The 13,654-nt window shown below is 58.2% G+C and carries 17 protein-coding genes; all 17 read right to left on the reverse strand.

Features of this window, described 5'->3' with window-relative positions:
- Nucleotides 1–54: 54 nt before the first annotated feature.
- The 17 genes from queC to FGA82_RS05615 all read right to left on the reverse strand — a co-directional run bounded on the left by queC (nucleotide 55) and on the right by FGA82_RS05615 (nucleotide 13,642).
- Nucleotides 55–747 carry a 7-cyano-7-deazaguanine synthase QueC gene (gene queC, locus FGA82_RS05535; RefSeq protein WP_141126312.1) on the reverse strand — a complete coding sequence of 231 codons (693 nt, stop codon included), beginning with the start codon at nucleotides 745–747 and terminating at the stop codon, nucleotides 55–57.
- 1 nt (nucleotide 748) lies between these two features.
- Entirely contained in the window at nucleotides 749–1,396 is a 648-nt protein-coding gene (gene queE / locus FGA82_RS05540; protein WP_141126313.1) for a 7-carboxy-7-deazaguanine synthase QueE, read from the reverse strand.
- Nucleotides 1,397–1,562: 166 nt separating this feature from the next.
- A complete protein-coding gene (gene ybgF, locus FGA82_RS05545) occupies nucleotides 1,563–2,396 on the reverse strand; it encodes a tol-pal system protein YbgF (protein WP_016983829.1) in 834 nt (277 codons plus the stop codon).
- Nucleotides 2,397–2,402: 6 nt separating this feature from the next.
- A complete protein-coding gene (gene pal / locus FGA82_RS05550; protein WP_003178634.1) occupies nucleotides 2,403–2,900 on the reverse strand; it encodes a peptidoglycan-associated lipoprotein Pal in 498 nt (165 codons plus the stop codon).
- A 52-nt stretch (nucleotides 2,901–2,952) separates the two neighbouring features.
- Entirely contained in the window at nucleotides 2,953–4,233 is a 1,281-nt protein-coding gene (tolB, locus tag FGA82_RS05555) for a Tol-Pal system beta propeller repeat protein TolB (RefSeq protein ID WP_171057245.1), read from the reverse strand.
- Between the two features lie 17 nt (nucleotides 4,234–4,250).
- A complete protein-coding gene (gene tolA / locus FGA82_RS05560) occupies nucleotides 4,251–5,315 on the reverse strand; it encodes a cell envelope integrity protein TolA (protein ID WP_141126314.1) in 1,065 nt (354 codons plus the stop codon).
- Nucleotides 5,315–5,767 carry a protein TolR gene (gene tolR, locus FGA82_RS05565; RefSeq protein ID WP_161806672.1) on the reverse strand — a complete coding sequence of 151 codons (453 nt, stop codon included), beginning with the start codon at nucleotides 5,765–5,767 and terminating at the stop codon, nucleotides 5,315–5,317. Before tolR ends, tolA begins: the two co-directional genes overlap by 1 nt.
- A 23-nt stretch (nucleotides 5,768–5,790) precedes the next feature.
- Nucleotides 5,791–6,486, reverse strand: a complete 696-nt coding sequence (tolQ, locus tag FGA82_RS05570; protein ID WP_008080223.1) for a protein TolQ — start codon at nucleotides 6,484–6,486, stop codon at nucleotides 5,791–5,793.
- On the reverse strand, nucleotides 6,476–6,943 hold the full coding sequence (gene ybgC / locus FGA82_RS05575) for a tol-pal system-associated acyl-CoA thioesterase (RefSeq protein WP_007912735.1): 468 nt from the start codon (nucleotides 6,941–6,943) through the stop codon (nucleotides 6,476–6,478). The genes tolQ and ybgC overlap by 11 nt, the downstream gene beginning before the upstream one ends.
- A gap of 127 nt (nucleotides 6,944–7,070) precedes the next feature.
- Nucleotides 7,071–8,132: a Holliday junction branch migration DNA helicase RuvB gene (ruvB, locus tag FGA82_RS05580; RefSeq protein WP_007912736.1), complete on the reverse strand. Its 1,062-nt coding sequence runs from the start codon at nucleotides 8,130–8,132 to the stop codon at nucleotides 7,071–7,073.
- Nucleotides 8,133–8,741: a Holliday junction branch migration protein RuvA gene (ruvA, locus tag FGA82_RS05585; protein ID WP_034153418.1), complete on the reverse strand. Its 609-nt coding sequence runs from the start codon at nucleotides 8,739–8,741 to the stop codon at nucleotides 8,133–8,135.
- 115 nt (nucleotides 8,742–8,856) lie between these two features.
- The gene (gene ruvC / locus FGA82_RS05590) at nucleotides 8,857–9,384 is read right to left on the reverse strand and encodes a crossover junction endodeoxyribonuclease RuvC (RefSeq protein WP_007962095.1); all 528 of its coding nucleotides are present in this window, start codon (nucleotides 9,382–9,384) and stop codon (nucleotides 8,857–8,859) included.
- Nucleotides 9,385–9,540: 156 nt separating this feature from the next.
- Entirely contained in the window at nucleotides 9,541–10,287 is a 747-nt protein-coding gene (locus FGA82_RS05595) for a YebC/PmpR family DNA-binding transcriptional regulator (RefSeq protein WP_034153419.1), read from the reverse strand.
- A 128-nt stretch (nucleotides 10,288–10,415) separates the two neighbouring features.
- Nucleotides 10,416–12,191, reverse strand: coding sequence for an aspartate--tRNA ligase (gene aspS / locus FGA82_RS05600; RefSeq protein WP_016983822.1), 1,776 nt, complete (start codon nucleotides 12,189–12,191; stop codon nucleotides 10,416–10,418).
- Between the two features lie 102 nt (nucleotides 12,192–12,293).
- On the reverse strand, nucleotides 12,294–12,515 hold the full coding sequence (locus FGA82_RS05605; protein ID WP_007912741.1) for an FmdB family zinc ribbon protein: 222 nt from the start codon (nucleotides 12,513–12,515) through the stop codon (nucleotides 12,294–12,296).
- 132 nt (nucleotides 12,516–12,647) lie between these two features.
- Nucleotides 12,648–12,986, reverse strand: a complete 339-nt coding sequence (locus FGA82_RS05610; RefSeq protein WP_141126315.1) for a ribbon-helix-helix domain-containing protein — start codon at nucleotides 12,984–12,986, stop codon at nucleotides 12,648–12,650.
- A gap of 185 nt (nucleotides 12,987–13,171) precedes the next feature.
- Complete coding sequence (locus FGA82_RS05615; RefSeq protein ID WP_007912745.1) at nucleotides 13,172–13,642, reverse strand: Dps family protein; 471 nt, start codon at nucleotides 13,640–13,642, stop codon at nucleotides 13,172–13,174.
- Nucleotides 13,643–13,654: the final 12 nt, after the last annotated feature.

A 13,654-nucleotide genomic window follows, 5' to 3' on the forward strand; every position in this document is an offset into this window, starting at 1 on the left:
GTGGCGCGTATAATACTGATTTTTAAGGACTATTCAACACCTTTTTGAAAATAATCAAAAATAAGGTGTTGGGTCGTCCACACCAGCGGCCGCAAAGCCTTCTGCGCGCAGGCGGCAGCTGTCGCATTTGCCGCACGCGCGGCCGTCATCGTCGGCCTGATAGCAGGAAACGGTGAGGCCATAATCAACGCCGAGCTTCACGCCCGCCTGAACGATCTGCGCCTTGCTCAGGTTCTGCAGGGGCGCCTGAATGCGGAAGCCGTTGCCTTCGACGCCGGCCTTGGTCGCCAGATTGGCCATACGCTCGAAGGATTCGATGAACTCCGGGCGGCAATCCGGGTAACCGGAAAAGTCCACGGCGTTGACACCAATAAAGATGTCACGTGCACCGAGCACTTCCGCCCAGCCCAACGCCAGCGACAGGAACACCGTGTTACGCGCAGGTACATACGTCACTGGAATGCCTTCGCCCAGCTCTTCGGGGATGTCGATGCTGGTGTCGGTCAGGGCTGAGCCGCCCATGCCATTCAGATTGAGACCGATCACCTTGTGCTCAACCACACCCAAGTCGCGGGCGACGCGGGCAGCGGCGTGCAGTTCGGCGTGCGAACGCTGACCGTAGTCGAAGCTCATGGTGTAGCAGCTGTAGCCTTCGGCGCGTGCCATGGCCACGACGGTCGCCGAGTCCAGGCCACCGGACAGCAGGATGACTGCGCGTTTTTCGAGAGTGTTCAGTTGTTCGGTCATCTCAGCGCCCCGGCTCGTCATTCCACAGATATTTATGCAACTGCAACTGCAGCCGCACCGGCAGATTGTCCGCCACCACCCAGTCCGCCAGATCCCGAGCATTGAGGTCATGGTGACTTGGGGAAAACAGCACTTCGCCGGCACGCCGTTCGAGACCGTACTGAATCAGTTTCGAGACGGCCCAGTCATAGTCGTCCCGCGAGCAGATGACAAACTTTACCTGATCGTTGGGCGTCAGCAGTTCGATGTTCTCGTAACGGTTGCGATGGGCTTCTTTCGAATCCGGCGTCTTCAGGTCGACAACGCGACTGACGCGCGGATCGACAGCCGAGACGTCGAGGGCGCCGCTGGTTTCCAGCGAGACCTCATAACCGGCGTCACACAACTGCTTGAGCAAAGGAATGGCATTCGGCTGCGCCAGCGGCTCACCACCGGTGACACAGACGTAGCGCGGACGAAATCCGGCCACTTGCTCGAGGATGTCGTCGAGGGTGCGCACGGTACCGCCACTGAAGGCATAGGCGCTGTCGCAGTATTGGCAACGCAAAGGGCAACCGGTCAGGCGCACAAAAACCGTGGGCAGCCCGGCAGTCCGCGTTTCCCCCTGCAACGAGTAGAAAACTTCGGTGATTCTCAATGTGTCTTGCATAGTCGCCACGGGCGTAACAGCTAAACAGGCTGTCCGCCTCCGTCAGGCACTTCAGGCAATCCCGCCAACGCGTAGACCGCAAGAAGCGTGTTTCAGAAAAAGGGCGTGAATTCTAACGAAAAAACCCGCGACAAGCGCGGGTTTCTTCTAAACGGGTAACACGACCTTACATGCGTTGCAGATCGCGTTGAGCCAACTGAGCGGCAGAGGTACCCGGATATTGGGCCACCACCTGCTGCAGAATGCCTTTGACCTTGTCGGTATGACCGAGGCGGCGCTCTACATCAGCCAGCTTGTACAGCGAATCCGGCACCTTGGCATGCTTGGGATACAGCTGCGAAACCTTGGCGAAAGCCTGACCTGCACCTTGCAGATCGCCTTTGGCCAGATTCACTTCACCCAACCAGTACTGGGCGTTGCCCGCGTATTGGCTGTTCGGGTATTTGCGCAGGAAAGCGGCAAAAGCCTGGCTGGCCTTGTCGAAATCCTTGGCTTTGATCAGGTCGAAAGCGGCATCGTAATACAGCTTTTCCTTGGCCGGATCACCCGGTTCGCTGCTTGCAGCAGGTGCCTGGGCAGCAGCCCCGGCGCCAGCGGCAGCACCGGCAGCAGCACTTGCATCGCCACCGGCAGAAGAATTCTCAGGAGTCGCGGCAGGTGCAGCACCGGATCCTATGCGCCGATCAAGATCCTGGTATCGCTCCAGGGATTCCTGCTTCATGCGCGCAACCTGATTCTGCAGTTCTTCGATCACACCTTGCTGGCGCGATATCTGATCCTGCATCTGTTGCAATTGGTTGAACAGCATGCCTTGTGCCGAGGCAGGGGCCGAAGCCGCTCCCCCGGCATAGGCGCCGTTCGTACCGTAACCCGCAGGCGGATAACTGCTCCCGCTATTGTTATAACCGGAGTTGTCATCGACCACAGGAACCGCAGCCCACGCCGCAAGCGGCGCGAGGCTGAGAGCCAGAACAGTTACAGCACGACGGCACGTTCGCATATCGAATTACTTACGCAGTTCGACGCGACGGTTTTGAGCCCAGGACTGCTCGTCGTTGCCGGTAGCAACTGGACGCTCTTCGCCGTAGGAAACCAGTTCCAGCTGAGCTGGGGAAACACCTTGCAGTACCAGGTAGCGTTGAACGGCTTTCGCACGACGCTCGCCCAGTGCCATGTTGTACTCACGAGTACCACGTTCGTCGGTGTTGCCTTCCAGAACAACGCGAGCGCCGTTTGCTTTCAGGTCTTTGGCGTGAACGTCCAGAGCGCGCATGGCTTCTGGCTTCAGGTCCGAGCTGTCGTATTCGAAGTAGAAGGTGGTGATTGCGCGCAGAGCAGCTTCTTCGCTCAGGGAACCGTCAACGGCACCAGTGTTTGCGCCGTAACCAGCGTTTGGATCAACAGCGCCTTCACCGGCGTTGTCGCCGCCTTTGGACGAGCAACCTACAGCTACAGCCATGGCCAGAGCCAGCGCAGCAAATTTACCAAACTTCAGCATTTCCATCGTGAAACTCCTAATGAACCCCAGTGTGTTAAGTAAAACGTGTAGCGCCGCGTCAGTTCAGGTAAGGGGACCAGGACGGTTCTCTGACTTCGCCTTGAGCGGTAGGAAGCGGGAGCCTCACGCGTCCATTAATGGACACGAGCATCAAGACTCCCCGGCCCTGCTGGCGGGTGGCGTAGATTACCATGGTGCCGTTGGGCGCAACAGTAGGTGACTCGTCCAGAGTGCTATCAGTGAGGATCTTTACACTACCTCGCTGCAAATCCTGGGCCGCCACCTTGAAATTGGTGAAGCCGTCCTGACGATGGATCATCACCAGGGTCTTTTCATCTGCCGACAGTTTCGGGTTGGCGTTGTAGTTGCCAATGAACGTCACACGCTCGGCACCACCGCCACTGGCGCTGGTTTTGTAGATCTGAGGCTTGCCGCCACGGTCCGAGGTGAAGTAGATGGTCGAACCATCCTTGCCCCAGTACGGTTCGGTGTTGATGCCAGGACCTGCGGTAACGCGAGTGATCTGACGCGAACCCAGGTTCATCACATAGATGTCCGGGTTACCGTCTTTCGACAGCACGAACGCCAGGCGATTGCCATCCGGCGACCACGCTGGTGCACCATTCAGGCCTTCGAAGTTGGTGATCTGCTCACGGCGACCGGTATCGATGTTCTGCATGAAGATCCGCGGACGCTTCTGCTCGAACGATACGTAGGCGATACGCTTGCCATCCGGGGCGAAACGCGGCGACAGGATCGGCTCGCGCGATTGCAGCAGAGTCACTGCACGAGCACCGTCATAGTCCGAACGCTGCAGGGTGTAGCGCGTGTTCTTCTCGGAGAAACGTTCGGCCGTCACGTACAGCAGACGGGTCGAAAACGCACCTTTGATACCGGTGAGTTTTTCGAACGACTGGTCGGAGATGTAGTGCGCCATGTCGCGCAGTTGCTCGGTGGTACCGGAAACACTGCCGTCAGCCACTTTCTGCTCGGTGGCAACGTTGAACAATGCCCACTGCACCTGCAGACGACCGCCCGCTGGAACAATGCTGCCGACCATCATGTATTGAGCACCCACCGCCTTCCAGTCACGGAAGATGATTTCGCTCGGCTGGCTTGGCTGGCTGATCATGTTTTGCTTTGGAATCGGCGAGTAGTAGCCCGAGTTGCGCAAATCGTTACCAATGATTTCGGCCATGTCGTCCGGCAGGACTGCACCGCCCTGGAAACCGAACGGTACAACGGCGATCGGAGTAGCCCGATCGCTGCCGCTGGTGACCAGAATGTTCTTTTCATCCGCCATCGCGATCCCTGCCATGCAGCAGATCACGACCAGCATTCCTCGAAGAAGGTTTCTCACAAGGCTAGATCCTCAGGTGTGAATGTCATCTTGAATGAACGATACGGAGCGAAATCGCTCGGCTTCATTCCCTGCATTTCTGTCAAACGTCCAATATTCTTGACCGCTGCCACTGCCGAAGCATCGAACGGACCATCGCCACTGGACTTGGCCACGCTGACCGAGGTCACCGTACCGTCCGGCAACATGCCGATCTGCAACACAACCGTCATGCCTTTGCGTGCCGAAGGTGGACGGGCCCAACCTTCTGCAGCTCGCGCACGAATCAGGTCATCGAAACTGCCCGCGACTTCGTCACCCTGCTCATCGGCCAAGGCCTGCTGGCGCTGCGGCGTGTCGGAAAGCAGATCGGCCAAGGCCTGAGCCTTTTTGTCTTCGGTCGATTTACGTGCCGCATCCTGCGCTTTCTTCTTCGCAGCATCGGCAGCAGCTTTCTTCTTCGCTTCGTCGGCGATTTTCTTCTTCGCCTCTTCAGCTTCAGCTTTCTTCTTGGCGTCTTCGGCGGCTTTCTTCTTCGCGTCTTCGACGATCTTCTTCTTGGCTTCTTCAGCGGCCTCTTTCTTGGCCTCTTCCTTAGCCTCTTCTTCAGCCTTCTTCTTGGCTATATCAGCCAATTGTTTCTCTTCGGCCTTCTTGGCTTCGGCTTTCTTCGCGTCATCAGCTTTCTTGGCGTCATCCGCCTTCTTCGCTTCGTCCGCTTTTTTAGCCTCATCGGCCTTCTTGGCTTCCTCGGCCTTTTGAGCCGCTTCTTCTTTCTTTTGTTCCGCAGCCTTCACCGCTTCCTGTTCGACCTTCTTCTGCTCCATCTGCTCGACTTCGGTCTGGCGCGCGGCGGATTTCTTCGCCTCACCCGCAATCTTCTGATTGGTCTGGGTGGTTGCCTGACTTTTCGATTTCAGTTGGTACAGGGTCGCCTGGACAATCGGTTTGGCCGGCGGCAGCTCTGGTGTGAAGGCAAAACTGACGAACAGCATGCCGAACACCAGCACGTGCAGGACAATTGCCAGAACACTAGGCCAGAAGTAGCTTTCCGAGGCGGACGGCTCTCGCTGTTGCTGCATCAGGGGGCCTCGGTAATCAAACCAACATTACCGACCCCGGCTTTCTGCAACCCGCCCATGGCGCCCATGACGGAACCATAGTCGACGGTCTTGTCACCGCGGATGAAGACCTGGGTACGCTTGCCGCCTTCAGTGCCGGCACGAATGATCTTGGTCACCGCGTCGGTCATTTGCGGCAGGGTCATGGCCCTGTCCTGTTGCTTCTCGGTATCGACTTCGCTGCCAAGGTTCCAGTAATAGGTCTTGTCAGCCTTGATCGAAATGGTCAGGACCTGAGTGTTGTTGTCCTGCGGCAAGGCTTCGCTGGAAACCTTGGGCAGATCAACCTTCACGCCCTGATTGAGCATCGGTGCGGTCACCATGAAGATGACCAGCAGCACCAACATCACGTCGATGTATGGCACCACGTTCATCTCGGCGACCGGCTTGCGCTTTTTGCGAGCTCGAGCGATTAAAGCCATTGGAAATTACCTGCTTATTCTTCGCTGGTGTGCACTTTGCGGTGCAGGATCGCCTGGAATTCATCGGCGAAGGTGTAGTAGCGGCCCAGCAAGGTTTCGCTGCGAGCGGCGAAACGGTTGTAAGCGATTACGGCCGGGATCGCCGCGAACAGACCGATCGCGGTGGCGATCAGGGCTTCGGCGATACCCGGGGCCACAGTGGCAAGGGTGGCTTGCTGTGCGCTGGCCAGACCGCGGAAGGAGTTCATGATGCCCCACACGGTACCGAACAGACCGATATACGGGCTGACCGAACCGACGGTAGCGAGGAACGGCAGGCTCTGCTCGAGCTTTTCTTCTTCGCGGGAGATGGCTACGCGCATGGCACGCGCCACGCCTTCCATGACCGCTTCAGGGTCGACACCTGGCTGCTGACGCAGACGGGAGAATTCTTTGAAGCCTGCACGGAAGATCTGCTCCACGCCCGAATCCGGATCCGGATTGCTGCCCGCCTGACGGTACAGCTTGGACAGGTCGATACCCGACCAGAAGCGCTCTTCGAAGCTCTCCAGGGCGCGTCGACCGGCGCGCAGCAGATTGCTGCGCTGAAAGATCATGATCCATGAGGTCACCGATGCGGCCACCAGGGTCAACATTACCAACTGCACCACGATGCTGGCATTGCTGACCAGGCTCCACATGGAGGAATGGTCGACGACGTTAGCTTCCACGCTTTATCTCCTGCTTTGAGTGTGTACCCGGGCCGACCGCGTCGGCGAAGGCCGCACGCAAGTCTTCGGGAAGGGCCCGGGGTTTCAAACTGTTAGTGCGCACACAGGCCACCAAAAACTGCCCTTCACAGAGCAGCACATTATCCGTTGCCCGCCTGACCTGCTGTTTGAAGCGCAGGCTGACCCGGTTCAATTCGATTACATCAGCGCTTACCAGCAGTTCGTCGTCCAGTCGCGCCGGCGCGTGATAGCGCGCTTCGCTGGAGTGCACGACAAACAACAGGTCCTCTCCTGCCAGCTGCGATTGGGCAAAGCCCAGCTCGCGAAGCCGCTCGGTTCGAGCCCGTTCCATAAACTTGAGGTAATTAACGTAATACACGATGCCGCCCGCATCGGTGTCCTCGTAATAAACGCGACAACGATGTGCGAACGGCTCAAGCCCGTTTTGCGCGCGCATACTCTAGTGCTTACTCCTCAGGTTGCCAATCCGCCCAGGCAACTGTTTTTCATGGTTTCAGGGCATTACCGCAAAAGTACCGTCCTCTGACAGTACAAACCCTGAATAAATCGACAACAAATGTGTATTAGTCGTCCACGGCATCGAGAAACTCGTCTGCCACGGGCATTTCGCCCATTCGTGACGGAATGTTTAAGCCGAAGTGCAGATACGCATGCCGCGTCACCACCCTGCCCCGTGGCGTGCGCATGATGTAACCCTGTTGAATCAGATACGGCTCCAGCACATCTTCAATCGTGTGGCGCTCCTCGCTGATCGCAGCGGCGAGGCTGTCGATACCGACCGGGCCGCCATCGAACTTCTCGATCATTGTCAGCAGCAGACGCCGGTCCTGATGATCAAAACCGTGTTCGTCGACATCCAGCAGGTTCAGCGCCAGATCCGCCACCGCTTTGGTGATATGGCCTTTGGCACGGACTTCGGCGAAATCGCGCACCCGGCGCAGCAAACGGTTGGCAATCCGCGGCGTACCACGGGCGCGACGCGCGATCTCGAAAGAACCTTCCGGATCCAGCGGCAGACCGAGAATGGCTGCCGAACGACTGACTATCGTCGCCAGGTCAGCCGTGCTGTAGAACTCAAGACGCTGGACTATACCGAAGCGGTCACGCAACGGGTTGGTCAGCATACCGGCGCGAGTGGTTGCGCCCACCAGAGTAAACGGCGGCAGATCGAGTTTGATCGAACGCGCAGCCGGCCCTTCGCCAATCATGATGTCGAGCTGAAAGTCTTCCATCGCTGGATACAGCACTTCCTCAACGATCGGCGACAGGCGATGGATTTCGTCGATAAACAGTACGTCGTGCGGCTCAAGATTGGTCAACAGCGCAGCCAGATCGCCCGGACGCTCCAGCACCGGACCGGAAGTGCTCTTGATCGACACGCCCATTTCCTGAGCGATGATGTTCGCCAGTGTGGTTTTACCCAAGCCCGGCGGGCCGAAGATCAACGTGTGGTCGAGGGATTCACTGCGGCCACGGGCAGCCTGGATGAACAGTTCCATCTGCTCGCGCACGGTCGGCTGGCCAATATAGTCAGCCAGACTGACCGGGCGAATGGCCCGGTCCTGGACTTCTTCGCGCTCGCGCGGGCTGTGCGCGGCGGTGATCAGACGATCAGCTTCAATCACTTAAATCATTCCCTTCAGGGCGCGGCGGATCAGGTCTTCACTGCTCAAATTCTTGTCCTTGATGGCGGTAATCGCCTTGCTCGCTTCCTGCGGCTTGTAGCCCAGGGAAATCAGCGCGCTGACCGCATCGTTCTCGGCGGTATTGACCGGCGCCGGGCCGTCCGGTTGATTCGGTACCAGCGCGAACATGGCCGGCGTAGTTTCCCAGGCCTTGAAGCGATCCTTCAGCTCGACCAGCAGACGCTCGGCGGTTTTCTTGCCGACACCCGGCACTTTGGTCAACGCCGAGGTGTCCTGCGACTGCACGCAACGGATCAGTTCGTCGACCTCCAGACTCGACATCAAGGCCAGGGCCAATTTCGGCCCGACACCATTGAGACGGATCAACTCGCGAAAAAAGTCTCGCTCACGCTTGCCGGCAAAGCCATAGAGTAACTGCGCGTCTTCGCGTACGACCAAATGGGTGTGCAGGGTCAGCGGTTCACCGACCGACGGCAGACGATAAAGGGTGGTCATGGGCACTTCCAGCTCATACCCGAGGCCGTTTACATCCAGAATCAGGTGCGGCGGCTGTTTCTCAGCCAGAGTGCCGCGCAAGCGTCCAATCACGTTTCAGATCCTTGAGCGTTGGCCAGCCGTGGGCTGGCGACTGTCGAAAGGCGAATTTCGGGCCGACGACTCAGGCGCAGGAAATCCGCTTTCAGGAAAATTGATGCTGATGCTATCAGAGACGCAGGCGCCCGCCACGACTGCGTGCGGTTCCCAAACCGTGCGGCAGCAGACTGGAGCGTGTGTGCGCATGGCAAATGGCAATGGCCAGGGCGTCCGAGGCATCGATTTGCGGTTTGCTGGTGAGCTTGAGCATGTGCATGACCATCATCTGCACTTGTTCTTTATTGGCGGCGCCCGTGCCGACCACGGCCTGCTTGACCTGAGTGGCCGTGTACTCGGCGATCTCCAGGCACTCTTCAGCGCCGGCAACAATCGCTGCACCGCGAGCCTGCCCAAGCTTCAACGCCGAATCGGCGTTTTTCGCCATGAAGACTTTTTCGATGCCCATGGTCACCGGACCGTAGGTCTGGATAATCTCGCGTACGCCGCGATAAACGATTTGCAGACGCTCGTGCAGCTCGCCGGCGCCAGTGCGGATGCAACCCGAGGCCACATAGATGCAGCCGCCACGCCCGGTATCTCGAACAATGCCGTAACCGGTAATGCGCGAACCGGGGTCGATACCAAGAATTAAAGTCATAACGCCTGCAGAAATTGATGCGAAAGCTGAGGGTACATGTAGGAGCTGCCGAAGGCTGCGATCTTTTGATCTTTTAAAAACAGAAAGATCGCAGCCTTCGGCAGCTCCTACAGGTGAAGTGTAGAGCCAGCAAAAACTGCGACCTTTCTATTTACATCAACCGAGCTGAGCGGCCACGTCTTCCGGAATGTCCGCGTTGGAGTAGACGTTCTGCACGTCATCCAGATCCTCAAGCATGTCGATCAGCTTGAGCACCTTCTCCGCGCCTTCCAGGTCCAGTTCGGCGCTGGTGGTTGGCTGCATGACGATTTCCGCGTCATCGCCCTTGAATCCAGCAGCTTCCAGCGCGTTACGCACGGCGTAGAAACTGGTGAACGAGGTGAACACGTCGATCGAACCGTCTTCGTGCGTAACCACGTCATCGGCATCCGCTTCCAGCGCCGCTTCGGTCAGCGCGTCTTCATCGACGCCCGGCGCGAAACTGATCTGGCCTTTGCGTTCGAACAGATACGCGACCGAACCGTCGGTGCCGAGGTTGCCACCGCACTTGCTGAACGCATGTCGCACAGCAGCTGCGGTACGGTTACGGTTATCAGTCATGCATTCGACCATCACCGCCACGCCGCCCGGGCCGTAACCTTCGTAGGTCAGTTCTTCAACGTTGTCCGCTTCGGTGGCACCGGCGCCGCGCGCAACGGCACGGTCGATGATGTCGCGGCTCATGTTCGCGCTGAGCGCTTTGTCCAGCGCCAGGCGCAGACGCGGGTTGGAGCCCGGATCACCGCCGCCCTGACGGGCCGCAACGGTCAGTTCACGGATCCACTTGGTGAAGATCTTGCCTCTCTTGGCATCCTGACGTTCTTTGCGGTGCTTGATGTTCGCCCACTTGGAATGACCTGCCATAACTCGCTCCGAATTTTCTTTGAAACGTTGCCCGCCCTGCTCATGCAGCGGCCAGCAAACAAAAAATCTCGACCTGCTCTCTATAGAAAGAAAAAAGGCGCATCCGAAGATGCGCCTTCAGGCCCGTCTTACTCAGCCTTTGGCGTTTCGCGCAAACGAATGTGCAGTTCGCGCAATGCCTTGGCATCCACCACACCCGGCGCTTGCGTCATCACGTCGGCAGCACTCTGGGTTTTCGGGAAGGCGATCACTTCACGGATCGACTGGGCGCCGGTCATCAGCATCACCAGACGGTCCAGACCAAAAGCCAGGCCACCGTGCGGCGGCGCACCGTACTTCAGGGCGTCGAGCAGGAAGCCGAATTTCTCTTCCTGTTCCGCTTCGTTGATGCCCAGCAGACGGAATACCGACTGTTGCATCTCTTTGCGGTGGATACGGATCGAACCGCCACCCAACTCGGTGCCGTTCAGCACCATGTCGTACGCGCGCGACAGAGCGCCAGCCGGGTTGGCTTCGAGCTCTTGCGGCGTGCACTTCGGCGCGGTGAACGGGTGATGCAGTGCGGAGAAGCTGCCGTCGTCGTTCTCTTCGAACATCGGGAAGTCGACGACCCACATTGGCGCCCACTCGCAGGTCAGCAGCTTGAGGTCGTGACCGAGCTTGATGCGCAGTGCGCCCAAGGCTTCGCTGACGATCTTGGCCTTGTCGGCGCCGAAGAACACGATGTCGCCATCGACTGCGCCAACGCGATCGAGGATGGCGTTGAGGTTTTCCAGCGGGATGTTCTTCACGATCGGCGATTGCAGACCGTCAACGCCGGCAGCACGCTCGTTGACCTTGATGTACGCCAGGCCCTTGGCACCGTAGATGCCGACGAACTTGGTGTAATCGTCGATCTGCTTGCGCGGCATGCTCGCCCCGCCTGGAACGCGCAGCGCAGCGATACGGCATTTCGGATCGTTGGCCGGGCCGCTGAACACTTTGAAATCGACTTCTTTGAGTTGATCGGCAACGTCGACCAGTTCCAGCGGGTTACGCAGGTCTGGCTTGTCGGAACCGTAACGACGCATGGCTTCTTCGAAGGTCATGTGCGGGAAATCGCCGAATTCCAGACCCAGCACTTCCTTGAACAGGTTGCGGATCATTTCTTCGGTCAGGCCCATGATCTCTTTTTCATCGAGGAAGCTGGTCTCGATGTCGATCTGGGTGAATTCTGGCTGACGGTCAGCGCGCAGGTCTTCGTCGCGGAAGCACTTGGCGATCTGGTAGTAACGGTCGAAACCGGCGACCATCAGCAGTTGCTTGAACAGCTGCGGCGATTGCGGCAGGGCGAAGAACGAACCGGCGTGGGTACGGCTTGGCACCAGATAGTCACGCGCACCTTCAGGGGTGGCACGGGTCAGGATCGGCGTTTCAACGTCGAGGAAGCCGTTCTCGTCGAGGAAGCGACGGATGCTGGTGGTCATGCGCGAACGCAGGCGCAGCTTCTCGGCCATTTCCGGACGACGCAGGTCGAGGAAGCGATAACGCAGACGGGTTTCTTCGCCAACGTCGGAAAACTCGTTCAGCGGGAACGGCGGGGTTTCCGACTCGTTCAGCACTTCCAGTTCGTAGCCCAGCACTTCGATCATGCCCGACGCCATGTTGGCGTTGGTCGCACCGGCCGGACGCAGACGTACCTTACCGGTGATCTTCACGACGTATTCGCTGCGCACACGATCGGCAGCGGCGAAGCTCTCGGCGCGATCCGGATCGAATACCACTTGGGCCAGACCGTCACGATCACGGATATCGAGGAAAATTACCCCGCCGTGGTCGCGACGACGGTGAACCCATCCGCAAAGGGTAATTTCCTGGCCTTCCAGGCTTTCGTTCAGTTGGCCGCAATAGTGGCTGCGCATCATGGTCGTGGTTCGCTTCTCGTAATTCGAAAAATTCGGTGGAGCTCCCGTTGCTTTTTCAAGCAATGCGGAACTCACGCGTGTCGTTCAACCTGAGGTTGAACCCTAGTCAGATTTGTCGCCGCCGGCCAGATTCTTCTTGGCGCCGGTCTTGAAATCGGTTTCGTACCAACCGCCGCCACTCAGGCGAAAGCCTGGCATCGACAGTTGTTTCTTGAGCTCTGGTGCCTGACAGGCAGGGCAGTCGACCAGCGGGGCCTCGCTGATCTTTTGAATGGCTTCGAGCTGATGACCACAGGAAGCACATTGATAATCGTACATCGGCATGGGGGGTGTCTCGGCGATCAGATTGCCACCGCGCGCAGGGCTTTGCGGCGAAAGAGCGGGATTATATCGATTAAATGCGGCCTGTGCAGCCGTAAGACTGCACAGGCCGCGACCTCATTTGCAACCGCCGCTTCAGAGCGATTCGGCAGGTACAGCTTGCTTGACGCCGTTCATGACACACACCACACGCACCAGCGCGCTGAAATTTCTCACCCCGCCGTGACGCAAATGCACCTCACGGTCGACGTGGGACAACAGCGAGCTGATCGAACAGCAGTTGTCTGCGGCCATATTGCCGAGGATATTCCAGTAGACCCGCTCCAGCCGCAGGCAGGTCGCATAACCGTTCAGACGCACGGATCGTGACGATGGCTGAACCAGTGCCATGTCGAATTCGTTGACGAACGGATCGACTTTCAATTCATGTGGCAAGCCGACAATCCTGTCGCCTCGCCTGTCTCCCTCTACCATATCGGTGACACTCCTTTGCCATCTCTGCTTGTTTGAAAAGTCACATCCTGTGGCTTTCATAAAAGCGCAGACACAAAGTTATAGCCAGACGACTTATTGACCGACAACGTAGGATAAGCCAACGACACAGGTAGGATTGCGGACAGCGCCCGAGCCCTCTTCTGCTGGCCCGCGCACCCGGATGTTTACGCTTCCAGCAAGGCGCGCAACATCCACGCAGTTTTCTCGTGAACCTGCATGCGCTGGGTCAACAGGTCTGCGGTCGGCTCATCACTGACCTTGTCGAGCAGCGGGAAGATGCCGCGCGCCGTTCGGGTCACGGCTTCCTGGCCATCGACCAGTTGCTTGATCATGTCTTCGGCACTCGGCACCCCCACTTCTTCCTTGATAGAAGAAAGGCGTGCGTAGGTGGCGTAGGCGCCTGGCGCCGGAAAGCCCAAGGCGCGAATACGTTCGGCAATCAAATCAACGGCCAGCGCGAGTTCGTTGTATTGCTCTTCGAACATCAAGTGCAGCGTCCGAAACATCGGGCCGGTGACGTTCCAGTGGAAGTTGTGGGTTTTCAGATACAGCACGTAGGTGTCCGACAGCAGACGCGATAAGCCTTCGACGATGGACTTGCGGTCTTCTTCACTGATACCGATATCGATTGCCATGTTTACCCCCTA

Origin of the sequence: Pseudomonas fluorescens (genome assembly GCF_005938625.1) — a bacterium.
Taxonomy (GTDB): Bacteria; Pseudomonadota; Gammaproteobacteria; order Pseudomonadales; family Pseudomonadaceae; genus Aquipseudomonas; species Aquipseudomonas fluorescens_BD.

What these genes read in the sequence shown, in the direction of transcription:
- queC (WP_141126312.1), bottom strand. Translation starts at nt 747, where the DNA reads ATGACCGAACAACTGAACACTCTCGAAAAACGCGCAGTCATCCTGCTG.
- queE (WP_141126313.1), bottom strand. Translation starts at nt 1,396, where the DNA reads ATGCAAGACACATTGAGAATCACCGAAGTTTTCTACTCGTTGCAGGGG.
- ybgF (WP_016983829.1), bottom strand. Translation starts at nt 2,396, where the DNA reads ATGCGAACGTGCCGTCGTGCTGTAACTGTTCTGGCTCTCAGCCTCGCG.
- pal (WP_003178634.1), bottom strand. Translation starts at nt 2,900, where the DNA reads ATGGAAATGCTGAAGTTTGGTAAATTTGCTGCGCTGGCTCTGGCCATG.
- tolB (WP_171057245.1), bottom strand. Translation starts at nt 4,233, where the DNA reads ATGCTGGTCGTGATCTGCTGCATGGCAGGGATCGCGATGGCGGATGAA.
- tolA (WP_141126314.1), bottom strand. Translation starts at nt 5,315, where the DNA reads ATGCAGCAACAGCGAGAGCCGTCCGCCTCGGAAAGCTACTTCTGGCCT.
- ybgC (WP_007912735.1), bottom strand. Translation starts at nt 6,943, where the DNA reads ATGCGCGCGCAAAACGGGCTTGAGCCGTTCGCACATCGTTGTCGCGTT.
- ruvC (WP_007962095.1), bottom strand. Translation starts at nt 9,384, where the DNA reads ATGACTTTAATTCTTGGTATCGACCCCGGTTCGCGCATTACCGGTTAC.
- FGA82_RS05595 (WP_034153419.1), bottom strand. Translation starts at nt 10,287, where the DNA reads ATGGCAGGTCATTCCAAGTGGGCGAACATCAAGCACCGCAAAGAACGT.
- aspS (WP_016983822.1), bottom strand. Translation starts at nt 12,191, where the DNA reads ATGATGCGCAGCCACTATTGCGGCCAACTGAACGAAAGCCTGGAAGGC.
- FGA82_RS05605 (WP_007912741.1), bottom strand. Translation starts at nt 12,515, where the DNA reads ATGCCGATGTACGATTATCAATGTGCTTCCTGTGGTCATCAGCTCGAA.
- FGA82_RS05610 (WP_141126315.1), bottom strand. Translation starts at nt 12,986, where the DNA reads ATGGTAGAGGGAGACAGGCGAGGCGACAGGATTGTCGGCTTGCCACAT.
- FGA82_RS05615 (WP_007912745.1), bottom strand. Translation starts at nt 13,642, where the DNA reads ATGGCAATCGATATCGGTATCAGTGAAGAAGACCGCAAGTCCATCGTC.